At 70.8% G+C, this 16,362-nt stretch carries 18 protein-coding genes and 1 pseudogene; 8 read left to right on the forward strand and 11 right to left on the reverse strand.

Annotation, left to right across the window (positions count from 1 at the left end; translation table 11 throughout):
- Positions 1–80: 80 nt before the first annotated feature.
- Together OG562_RS19315 and OG562_RS19320 are read left to right on the forward strand one after the other, a co-directional pair.
- A complete protein-coding gene (locus OG562_RS19315; protein ID WP_266399414.1) occupies positions 81–551 on the forward strand; it encodes a hypothetical protein in 471 nt (156 codons plus the stop codon).
- A gap of 131 nt (positions 552–682) precedes the next feature.
- Entirely contained in the window at positions 683–1,414 is a 732-nt protein-coding gene (locus OG562_RS19320) for a nucleotidyltransferase family protein (protein ID WP_266399417.1), read from the forward strand.
- A gap of 124 nt (positions 1,415–1,538) precedes the next feature.
- Here OG562_RS19320 and OG562_RS19325 read toward each other — a convergent pair whose 3' ends face one another.
- The 6 genes from OG562_RS19325 to OG562_RS19350 all read right to left on the reverse strand — a co-directional run bounded on the left by OG562_RS19325 (position 1,539) and on the right by OG562_RS19350 (position 8,017).
- Positions 1,539–3,215: a DoxX family membrane protein gene (locus OG562_RS19325; protein WP_266399419.1), complete on the reverse strand. Its 1,677-nt coding sequence runs from the start codon at positions 3,213–3,215 to the stop codon at positions 1,539–1,541.
- Between the two features lie 150 nt (positions 3,216–3,365).
- Positions 3,366–4,307, reverse strand: coding sequence for a 23S rRNA (guanosine(2251)-2'-O)-methyltransferase RlmB (gene rlmB, locus OG562_RS19330; protein WP_266399421.1), 942 nt, complete (start codon positions 4,305–4,307; stop codon positions 3,366–3,368).
- Positions 4,308–4,430: 123 nt separating this feature from the next.
- On the reverse strand, positions 4,431–5,831 hold the full coding sequence (cysS, locus tag OG562_RS19335) for a cysteine--tRNA ligase (protein ID WP_266399422.1): 1,401 nt from the start codon (positions 5,829–5,831) through the stop codon (positions 4,431–4,433).
- 134 nt (positions 5,832–5,965) lie between these two features.
- Positions 5,966–6,469, reverse strand: a complete 504-nt coding sequence (gene ispF, locus OG562_RS19340; protein WP_266399423.1) for a 2-C-methyl-D-erythritol 2,4-cyclodiphosphate synthase — start codon at positions 6,467–6,469, stop codon at positions 5,966–5,968.
- Positions 6,459–7,223 (reverse strand): 2-C-methyl-D-erythritol 4-phosphate cytidylyltransferase, encoded by a 765-nt coding sequence (ispD, locus tag OG562_RS19345; protein ID WP_266399426.1) that lies wholly within the window; start codon positions 7,221–7,223, stop codon positions 6,459–6,461. Before ispD ends, ispF begins: the two co-directional genes overlap by 11 nt.
- Before the next feature lie 311 nt (positions 7,224–7,534).
- Complete coding sequence (locus OG562_RS19350; RefSeq protein WP_003953493.1) at positions 7,535–8,017, reverse strand: CarD family transcriptional regulator; 483 nt, start codon at positions 8,015–8,017, stop codon at positions 7,535–7,537.
- Between the two features lie 688 nt (positions 8,018–8,705).
- Here OG562_RS19350 and OG562_RS19355 point away from each other — a divergent pair.
- The gene (locus OG562_RS19355; protein WP_266399428.1) at positions 8,706–9,386 is read left to right on the forward strand and encodes a DUF461 domain-containing protein; all 681 of its coding nucleotides are present in this window, start codon (positions 8,706–8,708) and stop codon (positions 9,384–9,386) included.
- Positions 9,387–9,546: 160 nt separating this feature from the next.
- Here OG562_RS19355 and OG562_RS19360 read toward each other — a convergent pair whose 3' ends face one another.
- Together OG562_RS19360 and OG562_RS19365 are read right to left on the reverse strand one after the other, a co-directional pair.
- Positions 9,547–10,227: a response regulator transcription factor gene (locus tag OG562_RS19360; RefSeq protein WP_015659563.1), complete on the reverse strand. Its 681-nt coding sequence runs from the start codon at positions 10,225–10,227 to the stop codon at positions 9,547–9,549.
- Positions 10,224–11,591 (reverse strand): cell wall metabolism sensor histidine kinase WalK, encoded by a 1,368-nt coding sequence (locus OG562_RS19365; protein WP_266399429.1) that lies wholly within the window; start codon positions 11,589–11,591, stop codon positions 10,224–10,226. Before OG562_RS19365 ends, OG562_RS19360 begins: the two co-directional genes overlap by 4 nt.
- A gap of 312 nt (positions 11,592–11,903) precedes the next feature.
- Here OG562_RS19365 and phoU point away from each other — a divergent pair, with 312 nt between their 5' ends.
- The 3 genes from phoU (at position 11,904) to OG562_RS19380 (ending at position 13,370) form a co-directional block, all read left to right on the forward strand.
- Entirely contained in the window at positions 11,904–12,611 is a 708-nt protein-coding gene (phoU, locus tag OG562_RS19370; protein ID WP_266399432.1) for a phosphate signaling complex protein PhoU, read from the forward strand.
- Positions 12,612–12,776: 165 nt separating this feature from the next.
- Positions 12,777–12,935 (forward strand): hypothetical protein, encoded by a 159-nt coding sequence (locus tag OG562_RS19375; protein WP_266399434.1) that lies wholly within the window; start codon positions 12,777–12,779, stop codon positions 12,933–12,935.
- 186 nt (positions 12,936–13,121) lie between these two features.
- Positions 13,122–13,370: an SCO4226 family nickel-binding protein gene (locus OG562_RS19380; RefSeq protein ID WP_266399436.1), complete on the forward strand. Its 249-nt coding sequence runs from the start codon at positions 13,122–13,124 to the stop codon at positions 13,368–13,370.
- Between the two features lie 119 nt (positions 13,371–13,489).
- Here OG562_RS19380 and OG562_RS19385 read toward each other — a convergent pair whose 3' ends face one another.
- Entirely contained in the window at positions 13,490–14,071 is a 582-nt protein-coding gene (locus OG562_RS19385) for a DUF4232 domain-containing protein (protein WP_266399439.1), read from the reverse strand.
- Between the two features lie 147 nt (positions 14,072–14,218).
- Between OG562_RS19385 and OG562_RS19390 the strand changes: the two are divergent.
- Positions 14,219–14,407, forward strand: a pseudogene (locus OG562_RS19390) (transcriptional regulator); the annotation flags it as partial.
- A 55-nt stretch (positions 14,408–14,462) separates the two neighbouring features.
- Here OG562_RS19390 and OG562_RS19395 read toward each other — a convergent pair.
- Positions 14,463–14,705 (reverse strand): hypothetical protein, encoded by a 243-nt coding sequence (locus OG562_RS19395; RefSeq protein WP_266399440.1) that lies wholly within the window; start codon positions 14,703–14,705, stop codon positions 14,463–14,465.
- 267 nt (positions 14,706–14,972) lie between these two features.
- Between OG562_RS19395 and OG562_RS19400 the strand changes: the two genes are divergently transcribed.
- Positions 14,973–15,467, forward strand: coding sequence for a DUF5959 family protein (locus OG562_RS19400; RefSeq protein ID WP_266399441.1), 495 nt, complete (start codon positions 14,973–14,975; stop codon positions 15,465–15,467).
- Positions 15,468–15,556: 89 nt separating this feature from the next.
- Here the strand turns inward: OG562_RS19400 and OG562_RS19405 are convergent, their stop codons facing one another.
- Positions 15,557–16,318 carry a phosphoglyceromutase gene (locus OG562_RS19405; protein ID WP_266399442.1) on the reverse strand — a complete coding sequence of 254 codons (762 nt, stop codon included), beginning with the start codon at positions 16,316–16,318 and terminating at the stop codon, positions 15,557–15,559.
- Between the last annotated feature and the right edge of the window lie 44 nt (positions 16,319–16,362).

Consider the following 16,362-nt stretch of genomic DNA (forward strand, 5'->3'; position numbering starts at 1 on the left):
CCCAAAAAACGGCACCTCTTCATCCCCCGTCCGGGTGACTAAATGTCGCCAATTCATTACCGCGCGCTACCCTCTCACGCGTGAAGCACTCCGCGAACCACTCCACCACCCAGCGCACGCGCCGCGGCCAGGGCGGCCCAGCCCGCCGGATCGGCCGCTCGCTCGCCCTCGTCCTGCCCGTCGTCATGGTGCTCTCCGGGACCCTCGCGGTCACCCGGGTCAACTGGTCGGGGAACCCCTCGGATTCGGTGCTCACCGCCTCCGACGTCTCCGCCGCGCACCAGTCCTCGCACACCGCCGCCAAGGCCCCGCAGGACGTCCTGCGCGACCAGCTGCTCACCGAGCTCCAGGAGAAGGATCCGGGCATCGCCCTGACCCACCTCCAGGCCGCGGTGAACGGCAAGCCGTCGCTGGCGAAGCACTGCGCCTCCATCGCCCGCGCCCTGGGCCGCGCCGCGGTCCGCGCGTACGGCCCCTCGCGCGCCCAGTCCTACGCCCGCCCGGTCTGCGACACCGCCTTCGCCTCGGGCGTCCTGGCGGCGCACAGCTAGGACTCCGTGCGGCTCCTCCGTCTCCTTCGCCTCCGTCCCCTTCGCCTCCGTCTTCACCGGGGACGTTCCATCGAAGACGCTCCACCGGGGAGCCGCACCGTGGCGAAACACCGGCCGCGTACAGTGCGGGCATGACCGATCCGCACGCCGCGACCCGCCCCACGCAAGCCGTCGTCCTGGCCGGTGGCCAGGGGTCCCGGCTGCGCCCGTACACCGACGACCGGCCCAAGCCGATGGTCGAGATCCCCGGGACGGGGACGCCGATCATCGGCCACCAGCTCGGCTGGCTCGCCGAGGAGGGCGTGACGGACGTCGTGATCTCCTGCGGCCATCTCGCCGAGGTCCTCCAGGACTGGCTGGCCTCCGCCGACCTGCCCCTGAAGGTCACCACCGTCGTCGAGACGGAGCCCCTGGGCCGCGGCGGCGGCCTGAAGTACGCCGCCGCCCGCCTCCCCCACCCCGACCGGCCCTGGTACGCCACCAACGGCGACATCTGGACCCGCTTCTCGCTGCGCGAGATGGCCGACTTCCACGCCGAGCGCGACGCCATAGCCACCCTCGCGCTGGCACGTCCGCGCATTCCGTGGGGGGCGGTGAAGACGGACGGTTTCGGCCACATCACGGACTTCATCGAGGCCCCGCCCACGACGTACGAGATCAACGCGGGCGTGTACGTCTTCTCCCCGGCGTTCGCCGGACTGCTCCCCGCGCGCGGCGACCACGAGCGGACGACGTTCCCGCACCTCGCCCGCGAGCGCCGCCTGGCCGGCTTCCCGATCCCGCAGGGCGCGTACTGGCGGGCCATCGACACGGCGAAGGACCTCACGGAGGCGGCGAAGGAACTGGCGGCGCTGGGGCGCTGAGAGCCGCTGAGAGCTGCTGACAGCCGCTGAGAACCACTGACGGCAAAGGCCTACGGCGATGGGGTCCCGCTCGCTCTCAAGCGAGCGGGACCCCATCGCCGTAGAAGCAGGCAGCCGCAGGGCGTTACCCCAGCAGCCCGCCCACCAGCCCCGGCTCGCCCGTGGAGGACGTGCCGCCGTCCGAGCCGCCCGTGCCGCCGCCGGAGCTGGTCGAACCACCGGACGTGGGCCCCGCGGTGCTGCTGGGCGCCTGCTCCACCGGGGTGGACTGCTGGGGCGGGGCCTGGCCCCCGGTGCCCTGGGTCTGGCTGGGCGCGCCCGTGGTCGCGGTGCCGGAGTCCCGGGCCTCGGACGGCGCGCTGTCCGTGCCGGCCGTCGGCGCCGCCGAGGTGGCGTCCTGGGTCGGCGAGGTCGACGCGGCGGGCTTGCGGCTGGCCTTGTGCTTGCCGGACGCCTGCGGAAGCGGCGAGCCGGGCAGCTCGTTGCGCGGGGCCTCGCCGGGACCGGGGACGACCACGCGGTCGGAGTCGCGGACGGCCCCGCCGAGCAGCGAGCCGACCAGCAGGGTGAGCCCGACGACGATCGCGGTGACCAGGGCGCCGCGGCGCAGGACGTAGCTGCGCAGCTCCCAGAGGTCCGAGCGCGGGCCGAGCCGGCGCCAGGCGCCCGCGGCGAGCCGGCCGTCGACGGAGTAGACGGGGGCGCCGGCGATGATCAGCGGCGACCAGGCGGCGAGGTAGATGATGTCGGGGGTTTCGTAGACCGGGACGGTCTTCCAGCTGACGGTGACGATGAGCGCGGCGGACAGCAGCGCGCCGACGACGGCCGCGACCCGCTGCCAGCAGCCCAGGACCGTGAGGACGCCCACGACGACCTGGAGGAAGGCGATGACGAGCCCGGAGCCGACGGGGTGGTGCAGGGCCAGCTGACGCAGCGGCTCGGCGACTTCCCAGGGGTGCAGGGTGTTGAGCCACTTCACCATCGAGCCGCGCTTGCCGCCGTCGAAGTAGACGGGGTCGCACAGCTTGCCCATGCCGGCGTAGATGGAGATGAAGCCGAGGAAGACGCGCAGCGGGAGCAGGACGACGCCGAGGTTCATCCGGCGGCCGGGGAAGTAGGCGTGCCGGGCGGGGTCTTCGGCGTGCCGCCTGGCGCGCGGGCCGGCGCCGTCCGTCGGCCGGGTCTCCTCGAAGTCCTCGAACTCGGCGTCGTCGTAACCCGGTTCGTCGTAGGCGCTGCCGACGGTGCGCATGTGCGGCAGGAGGCGGTTCTCGCCGGCGGCGGGTGCGCGCTGGGCGCCGACGACGGGGGTCTCGAGGGTCTGCGCGGCGAGGTCCCCGTCGTAGCCGCCGTCGTAGCCGCTGCCGTACCCGCCGTTGCTGCCGCCGCCGTCGCCCACGCGGGGGATGACCTGGGTGGCTCCGGCGTCGGCCGTGGGCGGTTCGCCATGGCCGACGCTGCCTGCCCGCACGGCCTGCAGCAGGCGGTGTGCGCCGGTGTCGTCGGGGTCGGACTTGCCGCTCCAGACGACGGGCCGACGGCGGGCGCCGGCGCCCGCTCTGCCCGGCGCCCCGACGACGGGCATGCGCGCGGTGTCATCGATGGCGCTCACATGCCGGGCGATCCGCAGGGATTGGTTACGCCGCGCCGATGCGCCCAGCTGCACGCGGAAACTCGCGTGAGTGACGATGATCTGCGCCGGATCGCTCGGCACCTTCACCATGCTCAGCGCGGGAGCGTCGTCGAATCCCGACGAGCGGTCCCCCGTGGGTGTGCGGGGTGTTCTGGTGTCCACACTCATCTAACCGAGTGACGTGTGTTTAGGACACTGCTTTGACCCGCCGGGATCTGTCCGGACTCCGTCAAGGTTGCACTACCCGCCGGGATTAACCCGTTCGAGTGAACTTACGGACGCCCGTCCAACCCCCGGGCGCCCGTCCGAGGCACCCGCTCAGGCCCGCCGCCGCGCCGCCTCGTACAGCACGATCCCCGCCGCCACACCGGCGTTGAGAGATTCCGCGCCGCCGGGCATCGGGATGCGGACCAGGTGGTCGCAGGTCTCGCCGACGAGGCGGGACAGGCCCTTGCCCTCGCTGCCGACGACGATGACGACCGGGCCGTCCAGCGCCGCCAGCGTGCCGACCTCGGCCTCGCCGTCGGCGGCCAGGCCGACGATCGCGATGCCGGCCTTCTTGTAGGCCTCCAGAGCGCGGGTGAGGTTGGTGGCGCGGGCCACCGGGGTGCGGGCGGCCGTGCCGGCGGAGGTCTTCCAGGCTCCGGCGGTCATGCCGGCCGCGCGGCGCTCGGGGACGACGACGCCGTGGCCGCCGAAGGCGGAGACGGAGCGGACGACGGCGCCCAGGTTGCGCGGGTCGGTCACGCCGTCGAGGGCGACGATCAGCGGGTCCTGGCCCTCGTCGTAGGCGGCCGCCGCGAGGTCCTCGGGGTGCGCGTACTCGTACGGCGGGACCTGGAGGACCAGGCCCTGGTGGTTGAGGCCGTTGGTCATGCGGTCCAGCTCGGGGCGGGGGGCCTCCATGAGGTGGATCCCGCCGCGCTCGGCCACCAGCTGGAGCGCCTCGCGCACCCGCTCGTCGTTGTCGATGAACTGCTGGACGTAGAGCGTCGTCGCGGGCACGCCCTCGCGCAGCGCCTCGACGACGGGGTTGCGGCCGACGACCATCTCGGACGTGCCCTTGCCGCCCCGGCCGCGCGGTGCGGGCCGGCGCACGGCCTGCTTCGCCTTGGCGCCCGCGATGCGGTTCTTCTTGTGCCCCTTGCGCATCTCGGCGGGCGGGGTCGGACCCTTGCCCTCCAGGCCTCGGCGCCGCTGGCCGCCACTGCCGACCTGCGCGCCCTTCTTGCCGGACATGCGGCGGTTGTTGGCTGCCATGACCTACCCGTCTTCGTGAGCTTTTTCGTGAGCTTCTTCGTGAGCTGTGGAACGTACGTATATGCAGTGTGCCGCCCGGAGAGCCGGGCGGCACAATCGATCAAGGGATCGACCAGGAGCCGATCAGCGCGGACCGAGGCTCCAGCGCGGTCCCTGCGGGCCGTCCTCGATGGCGAGACCGGACTGGTTGAGCTGGTCGCGGATGGCGTCCGCGGTGGCCCAGTCCTTGCGGCCGCGCGCCGCCTCACGCTGGTCGAGGACGAGGCGTACGAGACTGTCGACGACCCCGTGCAGATCCTCGCCGCGGTCGCTCTCCCCGGCCCAGTGCGGGTCGAGGGGGTCCAGGCCCAGGACGCCGAGCATGGCGCGGACCTCGGCGAGGCGGGCCACCGCGGCTTCCTTGTCGTCGGCGGCGAGGGCCGAGTTCCCCTGGCGTACCGTCGTGTGCACGATGGCCAGCGCCTGCGGGACGCCCAGGTCGTCGTCCATCGCCTCGGCGAAGGCGGGCGGCACCTCGGCGGCCGGTTCGACGACTCCCCCGGCCTTCTCCACCACGCGCTGCACGAAGCCCTCGATCCGCGCGAACGCCGACTCGGCCTCGCGCAGCGACTCCTCGCTGTACTCGATCATCGAGCGGTAGTGCGGGGTGCCGAGGTAGTAGCGCAGCACGATGGGGCGCCACTGCTTGACCATCTCGGAGACGAGGACGCTGTTGCCGAGCGACTTGGACATCTTCTCGCCGCTCATGGTGACCCAGGCGTTGTGCACCCAGTACCGCGCGAACTCGTCGCCGTAGGCCTTGGCCTGGGCGATCTCGTTCTCATGGTGCGGGAAGATCAGGTCGAGGCCGCCGCCGTGGATGTCGAAGGCGGGGCCGAGGTACTTGTGCGCCATGGCCGAGCACTCCAGGTGCCAGCCGGGACGCCCGCGTCCCCACGGCGTCTCCCAGCTCGGCTCGCCCGGCTTGACGGACTTCCACAAGGCGAAGTCGCGCTGGTCGCGCTTGCCGGTCTCGCCGTCGCCCGAGGGCTGGAGCAGGTTGTCCAGCTCCTGGTTGGACAGCTGGAGGTACTCCGGGAAGGAGCGCACGTCGAAGTAGACGTTGCCGTCGGCCTCGTAGGCGTGACCGCGCTCGATGAGCCCGCGCATCATCTCGATCATCTCGGGCACATGCCCGGTGGCCCGCGGCTCGTACGTCGGCGGCAGGCAACCGAGCGCCTGGTAGCCGTCGTTGAACGCGCGCTCGTTCTCGTACCCGATGGACCACCAGGGGCGGCCCTGGTCGTGGGACTTGGCGATGATCTTGTCGTCGATGTCGGTGACGTTGCGGATGAACGTGACGTCGTAGCCGCGGTGGTCGAACCAGCGGCGCATGATGTCGAAGTTCAGGCCCGAGCGGATGTGCCCGATGTGCGGGGCCGCCTGCACGGTGGCACCACAGAGGTAGATCGAGACACAACCCGGCTGGAGCGGGGCGAAGTCACGGATCTGCCGGGCGTTGGTGTCGTACAGGCGAATGGTCACCACTCCAGGGTAGTGGGCGTGGGGTAGTGCCCCGCGACCCTTCCAACTCAAGGGGCGCTTATTCGTGACATTCGCACTCGGCGGGGTGAGGGCGATGGTGAGGGCGGTGAAGGGAAGGGCTGGGCCCCGCGGCCTCAGCCGGTCCGTACGACCAACGCCGTCGCCACCGCCATCAGGCCCTCGTCGCGTCCCGGGAAGCCGAGTCCGTCCGTCGTCGCGCCCGACACCGAGACGGGGGCTCCGCACGCCTCCGAGAGAAGCTTCTGCGCCTCGTCCCGGCGCTTGCCGATCTTCGGACGGGGTCCTACGACCTGTACGGCGACGTTGCCGATGACGAACCCGGCCTCGCGCACGATCCGCGCCGCCTCGGTCAGCAGCGTGACGCCGGACGCGCCCGACCACTCGGGGCGGCCCGTGCCGAAGTGCTGACCGAGGTCGCCGAGGCCGGCCGCCGAGAACAGCGCGTTGCAGGCGGCGTGGGCGACGACGTCCGCGTCGGAGTGACCGGCCAGACCCGGGCCCTCGCCCTCCCACTTCAGGCCCGCGCACCACAGCTCACGGCCCTCCTCGAAGGCGTGGACGTCGGTGCCGATGCCGACCTGGGGCAGGAGCGCCCCCGGGGAACTCTCAGAAGCCATCGTTGAGCCTCCTGCGGGCCAGGACCGCCTCCGCGAGGACCAGGTCGAGCGGGCGGGTGACCTTGAAGGCCTCCTCGTGGCCGGGGACCACCACGACCGTCAGGCCGAGCTGCTCGACCATGCTCGCGTCGTCGGTGACGTTCTCCGTGACCGTCTCGTGGGCGCGGAGCAGGGTCGCCCGGTCGAAGCCCTGCGGGGTCTGCACGGCACGCAGGCGAGCGCGCTCGGGCGTGGCGACGACCGGCTCCGGCTCCCCGGGCACGGCCGCGGGCTCGACCTCCTTGACGGTGTCGGCGAGCGGCAGGGCAGGGACGACGGCGGGGGCGCCGTCGCGTACGGCCTCGATCACCGCGTCCACCGTGTCCACGGGGACCAGCGGGCGGGCCGCGTCGTGCACCAGCACGATGTCGTAGTCCGGCGGCAGCGCGTCCAGGCCCAGCTTCACGGACTCCTGGCGGGAGTCGCCGCCGGGGACGACCAGGAAGTCGGTGCGGTCGGGCAGCGCGTGCGCGTCGAGCAGCGACTTCACCTCGGCGGCGCCGTCCGGCGGGGCCACGACGACCACGAGGGAGACGGCACGGGAGGCGGCGAGGGCGCGCACCGCGTGGATGAGCATGGGCGTGCCGCTCAGCGCGCGTAGCGCCTTGGGGGCGCCCGGACCGAGGCGTACGCCCCGGCCGGCGGCCGGGATCACCGCGGCCGTGCGGGCCGGCGCGGGCGAGGGAGCGGGCGCGGGAAGCGAATCGTCAGACATCGGTTCCTGTCAGGTTTGTGTGCTCGGCCTACGTGGGTACGGAGACAGCGTGCCGGGCGCGACGCCTAGGACCGGACCCTTCCGTGACACCGGTCGAGGCAGCAGCCCGGGCCCGGCACGTCAAGTATCGGGGCACGCCAGGTACCGGGCGGGCCTTCGGCGGTGGAGCAGGCCTTCGGCGGCAGATGTGTCCGGCGGCAGATGTGACGGCACAGGTGTCCGGGCGCGAACATGCCGCAGCGCCCGGCGACGGGAAATACGTCATCGGGCACCGCGGCATTTCAATGTGCTGAGGCTGGCTTTCGCCGGCGTCAGGACGCGAGAACCTCGTCGAGCAGAGCCTCGGCCTTGTCCTCGTTCGTGTTCTCCGCGAGCGCGAGCTCGCTCACCAGAATCTGGCGGGCCTTGGCGAGCATGCGCTTCTCACCGGCGGAGAGTCCGCGCTCGCGCTCACGACGCCACAGGTCACGCACGACTTCCGCGACCTTGATGACATCGCCGGAGGCGAGCTTCTCCAGATTTGCCTTGTAACGACGCGACCAGTTCGTGGGCTCCTCGGCGTACGGCGCGCGCAGCACCTCGAAGACCCGGTCCAGCCCGTCCTGACCGACCACATCACGTACGCCGACGAACTCCGCATTGTCCGCTGGCACACGTACCGTCAGGTCACCCTGGGCGACCTTCAGCACCAAGTAGGTCTTGTCCACGCCTTTGATCTGGCGAGTTTCGATGGCCTCGATCAGCGCGGCCCCGTGATGGGGATAGACCACGGTGTCGCCAACCTTGAACGTCATGTGACAGGTACCCCTTCCGTGGCTATCCAGGGTAACACGGAAACTGCGGGTTCTGAATGGCGTTTTCGCAGGTCAGGGCATATCTCGGGGCTTGACAACAGCGACAGGAACGTGCTTCGAGCGGCCCGCGGAGGCGGGTATTCGCAGGTCGGAGCGGCTGTCCAAGGGGAGTGAAACGCGTACGTTACACACATCCGAAGCCTCGCCCGAGTGGCCGAACGTCCCCATATGTCCGCTTCCAAGCGTGCGACTTCCGCTACTCCGTTCGGTGCCGGCGGCCGGATACGAGCGGTTTCCGGAATTGATCACGGGCTGTTCGGTCGGGGCGTGATCAATTTCCGGGACGGCCGCGCATTCCTTCACGGAAAATCCGCGGACCGGCGTCACCAGCACTTACGTCACCGACGCTTAAGAGAATGAAGTTAATGTGACTCGCGGGTCGCTCGCAGCCGTCGTGACGGGTGTGCCGAGGCCGCGCGTCCGGCGCCTCGACGAAGAGGTCGCCGAAGGTCCGCCGAGGGCTCGGAGAAGGCTCGACGAAGGCCCGGCGAAGGCCCGGAACTCGCTAGAGGCGGGTCGGGTGCGGTGGCGCGGGAACGGCTCGGTAACCTAAGGCCGCTGACAGACCCTTAGGGCGGCTTTGCGACAAGGAAAGCTGTCCGTGTGCGTTCAAGGAGTAGCCGCCGCCGTGAGCAGCAGCCTTCGACGCGGCGCCCTCGCCGCCTCCGCCATCGCGATCTCGGTCGCCTCGCTCGCCGCATGCGGCGCCGGCAACGACTCCCAGACCCTGGAGATCAAGCCGGACAACGCCGCCACCAGCGTCGGCGACATCAAGCTGCAGAACGTCGTGGTCATCACCCAGCCCGACCTGGAGTCGACCGGGCCCGCCGCGATCTCGGCGACCGTCTTCAACAGCGGGACCACCGACCAGACGCTGGACTCCATCACCGTCGACGGCACCGGCAAGTCCGCCGAGCTCAAGCCCGCCAAGGGCAAGGGCAAGCTGACCATCCCGGCCGGCGGCTCGGTCGTCATCGGCGGCGCGGACAACGCCGCCGCCATGCTGCCCAGCAGCCGTGAGGCGGTCCAGGACGGCAACGCCCAGAAGATCACCTTCACCTTCAGCGACACAGGCGCGGTGAGCCTGCGCGCCTTCGTCGTCCCCGCCGAGAGCTACTTCTCCAAGTGGGGCCCGAGCGACGTCCCGACCGCCTCGGAGTCCGCCTCGGAGTCCGCCTCGGGAGCCTCCTCCGAGTCGCCGTCCGCGGGCACGTCGGAGTCCCCGGCGGCGGGCGGCGAGGGCGAATCGGCCTCCCCGTCCGACTCGGCCTCCGCGAGCGCGTCGGAGTCGGCGACCGCCGGGCAGTGAGGCACTCGTCCGCCGGACGTATGCCGAAGGGCGGCACCCCCACGTGGGGGTGCCGCCCTTCGGCATACGTCCGGCTTCTCGACGCACCCCTCGCACCGCTGCGCGGGCTTCGGAGCGCTGCGCCGGACTCCGTCCGACGACCTGCCACCAGGCCCGCTTTCTACGGCTCGAACTTGTACCCCAGGCCACGCACCGTGACCAGGTACCGCGGCGCCCCCGGGTCCGGCTCGATCTTGGCGCGGAGGCGCTTGACGTGGACGTCGAGGGTCTTGGTGTCGCCGACGTAGTCGGCGCCCCAGACCCGGTCGATGAGCTGCATGCGGGTCAGGACGCGGCCCGCGTTGCGCAGGAGCATCTCCAGGAGGTCGAACTCCTTGAGGGGGAGGTCGACCTTGGAGCCCGAGACCGTCACGACGTGGCGGTCCACGTCCATGCGGACCGGGCCGGCCTCCAGGGCCGCCGGGGTCACCTCCTCCGGCTCCCCGCGGCGGCGCAGGACGGCCCGGATGCGGGCCACCAGCTCCCGCGAGGAGAACGGCTTGGTCACGTAGTCGTCGGCTCCTATCTCCAGGCCGACGACCTTGTCGATCTCGCTGTCCTTCGCGGTCACCATGATCACGGGAACGTTGGAGCGGCCGCGCAGCTGGCGGCACACCTCCGTGCCGGGCAGGCCCGGCAGCATCAGGTCGAGGAGGACGAGGTCGGCGCCGTTGCGCTCGAACTCGTCCAGCCCGTCGGGCCCTGTGGTCGCCACGGCGACCTCGAAGCCCTCCTTGCGGAGCATGTACGACAGGGCGTCGGAGAAGGACTCCTCGTCCTCGACGACGAGCACTCGGGTCACGGAAGGACCTCCGGGGCGGAAAGCGTCTGGTACGCGGTCGGGTCGGGGGATGAGGCGTGCGGTGCCGCATGGTGTGCGGCACGGTTCGCGGCGTGGGTGGCGCCGCCGGCCCCGACGGCCTCTTCGTCGAGGCCGTCGGGGTCGTCGTAACCGTCGGGATCGTCGTCGTAACCGTCGAGATCGGGGTGCTGGTACGCCCGGTCGCGGTCGCGGGCCGCGCCCGCCTCCGGCAGCCGCAGCGTGAACGTGGAGCCCTGCCCCTCGGCGCTCCACACCGTGACCTCCCCGCCGTGCGAGGCGGCCACGTGCTTGACGATCGCCAGCCCGAGGCCCGTGCCGCCGGTGGCACGGGAGCGGGCCGGGTCGACGCGGTAGAAGCGCTCGAAGATGCGCTCCTTGTCCTTGTCCGAGATGCCGATGCCCTGGTCGGTCACGGCGATCTCGATCAGATCCCCGCCCGGCGCGTTCACCCGGTGGACGGCGATGCCGACGCGGGTACGGGCAGGCGAGTAGTTGACCGCGTTCTCGACCAGGTTGCCCAGGGCCGCGGCCAGCTGGCCGCGGTTGCCCCAGACGCGCAGGTCGGCGGTGCCGCCGGCGGCCATGGTGATCTGCTTGGCGCCGGCCTGGTGCCGACAGCGGTCGACGGCCTCGGCGACGAGCTCGTCCACGCCGACCGGTTCGGCGTCCTCCAGCGGGTCGTCGTTCTGGACCCGTGACAGGTCGATGAGCTCCTGTACGAGATTGGTCAGCCGGGTGGCCTCTATCTGCATCCGGCCGGCGAAGCGTTCCACCGCCTCCGGGTCGTCGGACGCGCCCATGACCGCCTCGGAGAGGAGGGAGAGCGCGCCGGTCGGAGTCTTCAGCTCATGGCTGACGTTCGCCACGAAGTCCCGCCGTACCGCCTCGATACGGCGGGCCTCGGTGAGGTCCTCCACGAGCAGGAGCACCAGCCGGGAGCCCAGCGGGGCCACTCTGGCGGAGACGGCGAGCGCCTCGCCGCGGCCGGTGCCGCGCCGGGGCAGGTCGAGCTCGACCTGGCGTATCTCCCCGTCACGGCGGGTGTCCCGCGCCATCTGGAGCATCGGCTCGACGGCGAGCTTGCCGCCGCGCACCAGCCCGAGGGCGTACGCGGCGGAGCTGGCCTTGACCACGGCGTCCGCTTCGTCGAGGACGACGGCCGAGGAACGGAGGACGGAAAGTACGGTGTCCACGCCGGGCGGGAGCACGGGATCGGTGTGCAAGGAGGTCCTGGTGGGTCGGTTCTGGTCGCGTTCGCTCCAGCGGAACGCCAGCATGGCGATGACGCCGGTGAGCACACCGGCGATCGCTGCCGCTGCGGCGACCGCCGCGTTCACGTCCATGCGTCCAGGTTAGGCACGAGATCCGGCCTGGCTACAGCCATCGAGGTGCGACCTCGAACACTCGTCGCCCAGAGTTCACCTTGGAGCCAGTGGTGGTTCATTTGGGGTGACGGAAATCGACGCGTACGGGGCGGACCGTGGGACCGTGGGGTTCGCAGCGCCGGTTCACGGCCGGTTCTGACCCGTTCCGCGGCCGGTTCCCGACCCTCGGAACAGGCGAAGAGCGACAGCACGACACACGACGTATAACGCACGACGCACGACGAATGCGTACGCCGAACGAGACGTACGACGTTACGAGAGGGAATCCTGATGCGGGACGCGTACCACGAGGAACTGGACTCGATCGGCGACAGCCTGGTGGAGATGGCCCGGCTGGTCGGGTCGGCGATCGGACGCGCCACGACCGCCATGCTCGACTCCGACCTGAAGCTGGCCGAGAGCGTCATCGAGGCCGACCAGCGGGTCGACGAGCTGCAGCACGACCTCGAGGCCAGGGCGATAGCGCTGCTGGCGCGCCAGCAGCCGGTGGCGACGGACCTGCGGATCGTCGTCACGTCGCTGCGCATGTCGGCCGACCTGGAGCGCTCCGGCGACCTCGCCCAGCACGTGGCGAAGCTGGCCCGACTGCGGTTCCCCGGTCGCGCGGTGCCGCACGACCTGCACGCCACGATCCTGGAGATGGGCCAGCTCGCGCAGCGCCTGATGGCGAAGGCGGCGGAGTGCATCATCACCAAGGACGTCGACATGGCGCTCCAGCTGGAGCAGGACGACGACGAGATGGACCTCCTGCACCGCACGCTCTTCCAGCACCTGATCGACGACCGCTGGAAGCACGGCATCGAGACGGCCGTCGACGTCACCCTCCTCGGCCGCTACTACGAGCGGTTCGCCGACCACGCGGTGGCGGTCGCCAAGCGCGTGGTGTTCCTGGTGACGGGCGAGCACGCGGACGAGCTGCAGCCGGACATCCAGCCCGACATCCAGCCCTCGCCGGCGAACGGGGCCGAAGGGGCCTGACCGGGCGAAGGGGCCTGCCCGGGCCGAGAGGGCCTGCCCGGGCCGGGGGGCCTCGACCGCGCGCGGGCTCCCGTCCGGGGCGCGTGCAAGCCACTGTGCGCCGTTGATGCGCCCAGCGGCGCGGGCATGCAATGGGCACAGGTCCTACGCCTCCGGGAGGAACCCATGGCCGAGTCCCCCAGCGTCCCCACCTCCGACCCGACCCAGGAACACCCGACCGAGCAGCCCGCCGAGATCAGGAACCTGATGCTGATCGGCGCGTGCGGCTGCGGCTCGGGCTGCGGCTGCGGCTGTCAGTCGGGCGCGCCCTGCCAGTGCGGCTGACGAACGCCGAAGAGTCACGAAGCGTTACGAAGAGTTACGACGGGGTGGGCCCCGGTGTCGTACGGCAGCGGGGCCCTCTTGTGATCGTCGGGCGACCGGTAGCGGCGGGAGCCGTGCGGGCTGAGCATGGAAGAGGAACGACCCCACACCGGCACGAATGACGAGCAGGGAAGGGGGTGGGCTGCCGTGGCCAGGTTCATGGACGTCCACCACGACATGCAGGGCATCACCGCCGAACAACTCCACCAGGCCCATCAGGCCGACCTCGCGGTCGAGGGCGAGGAGGGCGTGCACTTCGAGAGCGCCTGGGCGGACCCGGAGTCCGGCACCGTCTACTGCCTCTCCGAGGGCCCCTCGGCCGAGGCGGTCCAACGCGTCCACGAACGCACCGGCCACAAGGCGGCCGAGATCCACCCGGTGCCGTTGTCGGTGTGAGGAGCGGTTTCGGTGCCGGTGTGAGGCGCTGGTGGGAGACGCCGGTGCCGGTGCCGGTGTGAGACGCCGGTGTGAGACGGCGGTGTCGGCGCCGGTGTCGGATCGGCATGGGCAGCCGGTCAGACCGGCTTGACCGCCGACACCGCCGTGACGGTCACCTTGTTGTCGCACTCGGCGAACACTCCGTCGTCCAGGGCGACTTGATGCTTTCCGGACCCCGGCAGGCCTACGACCATCGTGGGGTACACCGCCGGATCCGCCCCGGATTCGCAGTACCCGTCGGCCTCGCCCTGCACCTGGACGAACGTCAGCTTCACCCATGCCTTGCCGCCCGGGGCCACCTTCACCGGCGACGCCGTCCCGGTGGGCGTCACGACCAGCGGCGAGTTGTGATCGGGGGAACCGTTGCCGGCCCCGGCGACCGACGGGTGGCCCTTGAGGACGCACGCCGTGCCGGAGACGTTGGTGAACTCGACGACGGCCGCGCCGGTTCCGGTACCGGGGGGCCGCTTGGCGGCCTGCCGGGCGGAGACGTCCAGACTGGCGGCCGGGCAGGTCGCCGTACTGCTGCCGGACGCCCCGCCGGGGCCCGTCCCCGTGTCGCCGCTCGCGCCGGGCGGCTGGCAGCCGGTCATCGCCAGTGCGGCGGAAGCCGCGGCGATCGCCATCACGGAACCACGGATCCCGATGTCGTACTTCATGCTGCCGTCCCCCTGGATGTCGCTCTCAAGTCGCTCCGAAGTCGCCCTGAAGGTCGCTTCGATACTCGGCGAAACAGACAGAGCAGACAGAGCAGGAGGTTCCCTCCCACAAGCACTGTGACCGATCAGTGACAATGCGGTACGCCCATCGACCGCCCCCAGGTCGGCCCCCTCACCCTCGACTGCGACGTCCTCAGCGTCGCGGGCAGCGACCTGCGCATCATGATCTACACCGCAGAACCGGGCGGCCAGGCCGCCGAACGCCTCGACCTGCTGTCGATGCCGGGGCCTCAGGGCTGGGCGGTACCAGGACGCCGGGACCGGCAGCATGGATGAGAGCATCGTCGTGGAGTCGGAAATCACTTGGGAAGGGTGAGCCTCGTTGATGACGTCACAGCCGGACGCCCTCGTCGCAGATCAGCTGATCGCCATCCTGAACGACCCCGACGCTCCGGAAGCGGACCAGTTCGACGCCGCCATGGATCTGGAGTTCCACTCGGGCGCCAGGGTCGAACAGGAAATCTTCAAGGTCCTTCGGCGAGAACGGTTCGAAACCGTTCTCGCCCAGCTCTGCGCGGAGTCGCTCGCCGGGATCTGGGCCCGGCAGGGTCGGATCGACGAGGCCTTCTTCCAAGAGCTCCACGGTCCGGCGTCGAGGGAGGTCCTCGGCATTCTCGGAGCCCGCGCCCCGCATCTGATCCCATCGGACAGAGAGCGAACCTGAGCAGTTCGCCCTGACCCTGCGGCGGATACAGCCGCGGAGCCGGGCGAACGGCTACTGGTCTCGTCCGAACGACCGTGAACCACGCAGGGGCTCGCGGCTGGGATCGACACCTGGGACAAGGTAACGAGCGGGGTCGGTCACCACTACGGGTCCACCTTGTCATCGGGGAGAGAATCCATGGACTCGACGGACGACGTCATCGACTTGATCCACCTGGCCGACCGGCCGGGCACCAGCGGGCACAGCGTCTCCGTGCGCGTTCTGGGGCGCTCACAGCCCGGCAACCTGTTCGGCCACGACTTCCTCGAATGCGAGATCGTCATCGTGGCGGAGTCCCTCAGCGCCGCCTTTTCGGTGACCCTCCTCCCCGAAGATCTGGAGGACTGGGAGGACACCTTGGCGACCCTGGAAACCCGGCGATTCGCCATGTGGCTCACCTCGGGGCGGACACCGTCGTTGAAATTCAAGCCCGACGGCCACGACCGGATGTCGGTGTCGGCCCACGACGGACCCGCCTCAGAAGTCACTGTCACCGTCCCGCTGTTCGCACTTCCGACGGACTGGGTCGGCAAGCAGCGCGACCTGCTCGCCCGGGTGCACGAGGTCTACCCCCGCGAAGTCGTAGAGACGTCACCCGGCGCCTACGAGTGGCGCCGGGATAGCGACGCCTGACGGCCCGGCCAAGCACCTGGCGGCCCAGCCGCACCAAAAAGCCCCCGCCCCGTCAAGAAACGGCAGGTCGGGGGCTTGCTGGCGTCGCGTTACTTCTTCTTGCCCTGGTTCTTGACCGCCTCGATGGCGGCCGCGGCCGCGTCCGGGTCGAGGTAGGTGCCGCCCGGGTTCAGCGGCTTGAAGTCGGCGTCGAGTTCGTAGGCGAGGGGGATGCCCGTCGGGATGTTCAGGCCGGAGATCGCCTCGTCGGAGATGCCGTCCAGGTGCTTGACCAGGCCGCGGAGGCTGTTGCCGTGGGCGGCGACCAGGACCGTGCGGCCGGACAGGAGGTCCGGGACGATGCCGTCGTACCAGTACGGGAGCATGCGGACGACGACGTCCTTCAGGCACTCCGTACGGGGGCGCAGCTCCGGGGGGATGGAGGCGTAGCGCGGGTCGTCCGACTGGGAGAACTCCGTGCCGTCCTCGAGGGCCGGCGGGGGCGTGTCGTAGGAGCGGCGCCAGAGCATGAACTGCTCCTCGCCGAACTCCGCGAGGGTCTGCGCCTTGTCCTTGCCCTGGAGGGCGCCGTAGTGGCGCTCGTTGAGGCGCCAGGAGCGGTGGACCGGAATCCAGTGGCGGTCGGCGGATTCGAGGGCCAGTTGGGCCGTGCGGATCGCGCGCTTCTGGAGGGACGTGTGGACCACGTCGGGGAGGAGGTCGGCGTCCTTCAGGAGTTCGCCACCGCGGACTGCCTCCTTCTCGCCCTTCTCGTTCAGGTTGACGTCCACCCAGCCGGTGAACAGGTTCTTCGCGTTCCACTCGCTCTCGCCGTGGCGGAGGAGGATCAGCTTGTACGGTGCGTCGGCCATGCGGATGAGCGTAATCCACCGCTCCGGTCCGTTGTGCGCCCGCT

The sequence above is a fragment of the Streptomyces sp. NBC_01275 genome, assembly GCF_026340655.1.
Classification (GTDB): domain Bacteria; phylum Actinomycetota; class Actinomycetes; order Streptomycetales; family Streptomycetaceae; genus Streptomyces.

What these genes read in the sequence shown, in the direction of transcription:
- OG562_RS19320 (WP_266399417.1), top strand. Translation starts at nt 683, where the DNA reads ATGACCGATCCGCACGCCGCGACCCGCCCCACGCAAGCCGTCGTCCTG.
- OG562_RS19325 (WP_266399419.1), bottom strand. Translation starts at nt 3,215, where the DNA reads ATGAGTGTGGACACCAGAACACCCCGCACACCCACGGGGGACCGCTCG.
- rlmB (WP_266399421.1), bottom strand. Translation starts at nt 4,307, where the DNA reads ATGGCAGCCAACAACCGCCGCATGTCCGGCAAGAAGGGCGCGCAGGTC.
- ispF (WP_266399423.1), bottom strand. Translation starts at nt 6,469, where the DNA reads ATGGCTTCTGAGAGTTCCCCGGGGGCGCTCCTGCCCCAGGTCGGCATC.
- ispD (WP_266399426.1), bottom strand. Translation starts at nt 7,223, where the DNA reads ATGTCTGACGATTCGCTTCCCGCGCCCGCTCCCTCGCCCGCGCCGGCC.
- OG562_RS19350 (WP_003953493.1), bottom strand. Translation starts at nt 8,017, where the DNA reads ATGACGTTCAAGGTTGGCGACACCGTGGTCTATCCCCATCACGGGGCC.
- OG562_RS19365 (WP_266399429.1), bottom strand. Translation starts at nt 11,591, where the DNA reads ATGGACGTGAACGCGGCGGTCGCCGCAGCGGCAGCGATCGCCGGTGTG.
- phoU (WP_266399432.1), top strand. Translation starts at nt 11,904, where the DNA reads ATGCGGGACGCGTACCACGAGGAACTGGACTCGATCGGCGACAGCCTG.
- OG562_RS19375 (WP_266399434.1), top strand. Translation starts at nt 12,777, where the DNA reads ATGGCCGAGTCCCCCAGCGTCCCCACCTCCGACCCGACCCAGGAACAC.
- OG562_RS19385 (WP_266399439.1), bottom strand. Translation starts at nt 14,071, where the DNA reads ATGAAGTACGACATCGGGATCCGTGGTTCCGTGATGGCGATCGCCGCG.
- OG562_RS19400 (WP_266399441.1), top strand. Translation starts at nt 14,973, where the DNA reads ATGGACTCGACGGACGACGTCATCGACTTGATCCACCTGGCCGACCGG.
- OG562_RS19405 (WP_266399442.1), bottom strand. Translation starts at nt 16,318, where the DNA reads ATGGCCGACGCACCGTACAAGCTGATCCTCCTCCGCCACGGCGAGAGC.